Source organism: Alteromonas halophila, from assembly GCF_014651815.1.
Classification (GTDB): Bacteria; Pseudomonadota; Gammaproteobacteria; order Enterobacterales; family Alteromonadaceae; genus Alteromonas; species Alteromonas halophila.
The window spans coordinates 1-4,627 of record NZ_BMXP01000019.1 but is presented as its reverse complement, the minus strand read 5'-3'; the positions used below and the strand labels follow the sequence as shown (position 1 = coordinate 4,627).

6 protein-coding genes are annotated in these 4,627 nt (G+C 39.9%); 4 read left to right on the top strand and 2 right to left on the bottom strand.

Going from position 1 to position 4,627, the window contains the following annotated elements; translation table 11 throughout:
* Positions 1 to 128: 128 nt before the first annotated feature.
* From IE054_RS17625 to IE054_RS17615, 3 genes are all read left to right on the top strand, one after another.
* Complete coding sequence (locus IE054_RS17625) at positions 129 to 620, top strand: tyrosine-type recombinase/integrase (protein ID WP_268245077.1); 492 nt, start codon at positions 129 to 131, stop codon at positions 618 to 620.
* Between the two features lie 89 nt (positions 621 to 709).
* Positions 710 to 1,987: an AAA family ATPase gene (locus tag IE054_RS17620; RefSeq protein WP_189408572.1), complete on the top strand. Its 1,278-nt coding sequence runs from the start codon at positions 710 to 712 to the stop codon at positions 1,985 to 1,987.
* A complete protein-coding gene (locus IE054_RS17615; RefSeq protein WP_189408571.1) occupies positions 1,980 to 2,633 on the top strand; it encodes an RloB family protein in 654 nt (217 codons plus the stop codon). Before IE054_RS17620 ends, IE054_RS17615 begins: the two co-directional genes overlap by 8 nt.
* A gap of 40 nt (positions 2,634 to 2,673) precedes the next feature.
* Here the strand turns inward: IE054_RS17615 and IE054_RS17610 are convergent, their stop codons facing one another.
* Together IE054_RS17610 and IE054_RS17605 are read right to left on the bottom strand one after the other, a co-directional pair.
* Positions 2,674 to 3,513 carry a DUF2971 domain-containing protein gene (locus IE054_RS17610; RefSeq protein ID WP_189408569.1) on the bottom strand — a complete coding sequence of 280 codons (840 nt, stop codon included), beginning with the start codon at positions 3,511 to 3,513 and terminating at the stop codon, positions 2,674 to 2,676.
* Between the two features lie 39 nt (positions 3,514 to 3,552).
* Positions 3,553 to 4,137 carry a hypothetical protein gene (locus tag IE054_RS17605; protein ID WP_189408568.1) on the bottom strand — a complete coding sequence of 195 codons (585 nt, stop codon included), beginning with the start codon at positions 4,135 to 4,137 and terminating at the stop codon, positions 3,553 to 3,555.
* 376 nt (positions 4,138 to 4,513) lie between these two features.
* Here IE054_RS17605 and IE054_RS17600 point away from each other — a divergent pair.
* Positions 4,514 to 4,627 (top strand): transposase (locus IE054_RS17600; protein ID WP_189403804.1); only part of this gene is annotated, 114 nt, incomplete at its 3' end.

The window sequence follows — 4,627 nt, the reverse complement described above, 5'->3', positions numbered from 1 at the left end:
GCTGTTTCGAGTCTGAATTCAGGGCTGAAATTCGGGCCTTTCTTCTTTGCCATTTTGTCACCTAATGTTGTTATGCTGCTATCATAGCAGCTCTAATTAGGTGGCCAAATTCACTATGCCACTACAAAGTGACAGGAGCTCAGTGGAAAGAGTTTGACTTCGATAAAATGATTTGGACTATTCCACCTGAGCGTGTGAAGCAAAACAAAGGAGGTGAGCGCATACACAAAGTACCTATCACTAACAATATGGTCATTATGCTTGATGAGTTGCGCGCTGCCTTCAGCTACCTCTGTTCAGCGTACGTTTTCCCTAGTACTTGTAGTGTCAAATGTAGACCAGGTGAGAAGCCCATTGATAGGCACTCTCTTTCTCGCGCTGTGAATAGAAAACTATCACTTTTCGAAGTTCCCAAGTTTACCCCTCATGACCTACGCAGGACTATTGCAACAAGGTTAGGTGATTCGGACATCGACACCGATCCCATTGTTGTTGAGAAAATACTGAACCATCAGCTACAAGGGGTACAGAAGGTCTATAACCTGCAAGAATATATGATGAAAAGAAAAGCGGCATTAGAGCACTGGGGCCACAAATTTTCTTTTCTAGACAAAGAGTAGACTTCCCGCACCTATACCACTATCATGTGAGACATAAAGCGCATTTTCGTCATTTTTTCGCAAAATGACCCACTAAAAAGGACGTCGAGTTGATTGTTGACTTCACTGTAGAGAACTTTCGTTCTATAAAGTCCAGCCAGTTATTTAGTATGTTTGCGGAACACAAACCCAAGCATCACTCAAACAATATACACTTCCTAGAGCCAGGCTTCGGTGTTCTTAGGACTGCAGCCATTTATGGCTCGAATGCTGCCGGAAAAACTAACCTCCTACTCGCTTTTGACACTTTGAAAGATATCGTCGTGGAAAGCGAAGGCTGGAAAGAGGGAGATGATATAGAGCAATATCAGCCCTATCTATTATCAAACTCATGCAAAAATTCTGACACGACTTTTGATATCGAATTTATCGTAAAAAATAATAGATATAGATATGAAGTTAGATTTAATAAAACTGAAATTACATACGAAAAATTGGAGGTTTACAAAACAGCTAAACCTTCAACATTGTTTCATCGAGAATCTATCGGCGAAGAGCACTCGCTAAAAATAGGTGAAACTTTCCGTGGTGGAAAGCGCACCTTTGCATTTTTCAAAAATAACTCATACCTGTCGATAGCTGGTAGTAGCCCTGAGTCTCCTAAATTTATAAGAGACATTTACAAGTATTTTTATCGTGGGCTTTTGATTTTAGAAAATGGCACTGATTTTACAGTCAACGACTGGGAAAATATTGAAGAAGTAAAAGGTTTTGTCAATTCATTTTTGTCTAAAGCAGACTTCGGAATTGATAGCTTTGACGTAAAGAAAAAAAGCCTTCATGAAGGCTTTCATCTTCCTCAAGAAATGCCTGAAAGCTTGAAGAAAAAAATTATAGGTAGATTCACTAAGGACATTGTTTTTTATCATAAAAATGAATCCGGAGAACTGGTTGAATTTCCAGAAAGCCTAGAATCCCATGGTACGAAAAGCATATTGAAGCTCATTCCATTTATCGCAATGGTTTTACTAACAGGCCGGACACTTATCATTGATGAAATTGAAACAAGCTTACATCCACATATTGCAGAACTTGTAATAAAGCTTTTCAATGACCCTAATGTTAATATACGTGGCGCCCAACTCATATATACTACCCATGATGTTTCGCTAATGGCACAAGACAAACTAAGAAAGGACCAAATTTACTTAGTCCACAAATGCCAGAATGAAGGTACAGAATTTAGATCGCTAGATAACTTTGACAGTGAACTTCGAGATAACAGCCCCTTCTCTAAATGGTATCATGAGGGAAGGCTGGGAGGCATACCAGAAATCCACTACAAGGATATCGCTGCTTCTATCATAGGAGCTATTGAAAATGCCTAAGCCAAGGAAAGGTGAGAAGAATAAAGAGCCAATAAAGCCTACTTTTAGAATCTTCTGTGAGGGCGAAAAGACGGAGCCACAGTATTTCAGAGCGCTGATTGATGACCTATTTCCTGGAAAGCGAAATTTGGTTGTGGTTGAAGATTGTAAACCGAACACCCCAAGGGAAATAGTCGAAACAGCAGCACAGTCACGAAAAGTGGGGCACGCCAACGACGTAGTCTGGGTTGTTTATGATAGAGAGGCGGTAAATAAATATCCTCACCAACTTCATAAGGATGCTAGCGATTTAGCAAAAAGTAACGATATCGGTGTTGCAATATCTAATATCTGTTTTGAATATTGGTTATTGCTGCACTTTGAACAAACTGATGCGCAGTATGGCTCTTATGCAGACTTGATAAAAAACAGCAATTTAAAAGAACACTTCAGTGCACTAGGATTAGATTATGACAAAGCTACACCACAAATATATGAGACTATTAAAGATAGTTTAGATAAAGCAATGAGACGCGCTACAATTACTAGACGTAATTCACATCAGGCTGCGGAACAAGGCAAACAACTTCCGCACTACCTAAACCCGTTCGTGAATATTGACGAACTAATAAACGAAATGAGGGGCTTTGTAGCAACTTACGGATAAGCCTTATTTTTTCAAAAATTTGTGTCAACTCTGGTCGAAACTAATTTAAATCTACGTACTCAAGATTAAATTCCTCAGTCGATATCTTTGCTTGCTTAACAATTACGTGCGGGTAATCCTCTCCTAACACATCTAGTATGTGGCTTTTGACTTCACTTTCGATGCAAGCGCCTAGTATAACTTCTTTGACTGCGGAGTTTGGGTACTTAAAGAGATGTATGGGAAAAGGCACTGAATTAATGAATTTCTCGCTATCCTCAAGCACGGCACACATTCGCCATTCCTGCTCGTACTCCCATGCGAGCGACTTAACAAGAAATAACTCAACACCACTCAATCGTGATGCAGTCCTATTGGGCCTCAACTTTCTATATGTGACTTTCCGCAAGTGATAGAACTCGTCAGATTCGCTTCTTTTTCTTTTAAAGAAAGGTGAATTACTATCAAAACCAATACAAAAACCTTTATGAGAACTTGCATAATGTGACCACATAAGTAAGTTATCTCTTTTTTCTGTAAGGGAGAGCACGCCAATTAATTCATTAGCCTTGTCCATAAACACTCTAGATGCTTCACCACCCATCTCTTTAAAGTTATTTTTAATTGTCGACCAATACTCTTCATAAAATACTCGAGTAGCTCTTTGCAATTGATTTGGAGATATTAGACATCGAACTGCCGCTGGAATTTTCTGAAGTTCGTCTTCAATAATTTCATTTAGATCTCTTTCAATTATCTCATCCATTTCTTCTTTAGAGGCAATAGACGAAATGACAGGCCGAAATTCAAATGGATCGTTGAAATCCGCGGGTTGAGTAAACCGTATGTGGCCTGATGTAAGAACATCAATTCTATCAGGGGGTAGATATTTAAAGAGCAACAATTTCTCCTTCGGTTAGTTCCCGCTATACCGTCGCATTCAGCGGCTTGTTAGGTTCAACGTTCTTTTTAAATCTTTGCCGTGCTCTGCGATTTGAAATTGAAAGCTTCTAACATGCTTGTTTATTGCATGACCAGCATTCAGCACCTTTGACATATTTGACTGCCAGCCTTGCTCATTCTCTGTAATATCAGTTTGAATCACTCCCTCTTGATAGCCCCAAAAGCTGTTCGCTTCCGCAAATATATCTCTAATGGATTTAGACATACCTGGATAATATAAATCAGTGATGGCTAATGCATCATGGAGGCGATCGCAATTTTCAATATACCTCTTGCGAAAATCAAATAAGTTGATTTCTGATGACTGGATGTAGCTCATCGTTTGTGAGTTTTCAAACGATATTACTGAAAGGATTTTGTGTAGCGTTTCAAGTTTGTTGCGCTCAAGCGCAACCTCACTTTTTAATCTTTCATCAGCAAGGCGAGCTTCTTGAAGCTGGACGTCTTTGTCCGAATTACCTTCTGCAATCTTTAGCTGAACGCCACTTGTAAATCTTGCTACCAGTAGACCAATTAGGGCGGTTACTAAAGCACCTAAAAATAAATATAGCTCCTTGGACATTCGAACCTCCATGTCGACTTAAAAATAAACGAGTATTGCTCTATAAGCGCCTCAGATTGACTTCTACCATACTATGCTAGCTCTGGCCATCTCTTAAAGTGCTTAAGGTTGTGCCACTGTATCTATGACTTAAATTTGGCATGCCAAATTTCTAGAGCCGACGCTGGCTCGTGGAAGGTGGCTGTCATCGCGACCTCAAGCTATAATCATCTCATTAAGCCACCGGAGGAATTGAGGAAAAAATGACACTGACAATTTGGATCATTGGCGTATCCTTAACCATTATCAGTCTATTTGGCATACTTCAGTATGAATCGCCACTGATTTCCTAGACACCTCTTAGTTAGATAAACTAACTTCAAATAGAGAGGTGCTCATGAGCGGAAAACGCTACCCCGAAGAATTTAAGCAAGAAGCAGTTAAGCAGGTTGTTGACCGTGGTCATTCTGTCGCAGATGTTGCCAAACGTCTCGATGTCACGACGCACAGC

What these genes read in the sequence shown, in the direction of transcription:
- IE054_RS17615 (WP_189408571.1), top strand. Translation starts at nt 1,980, where the DNA reads ATGCCTAAGCCAAGGAAAGGTGAGAAGAATAAAGAGCCAATAAAGCCT.
- IE054_RS17605 (WP_189408568.1), bottom strand. Translation starts at nt 4,137, where the DNA reads ATGTCCAAGGAGCTATATTTATTTTTAGGTGCTTTAGTAACCGCCCTA.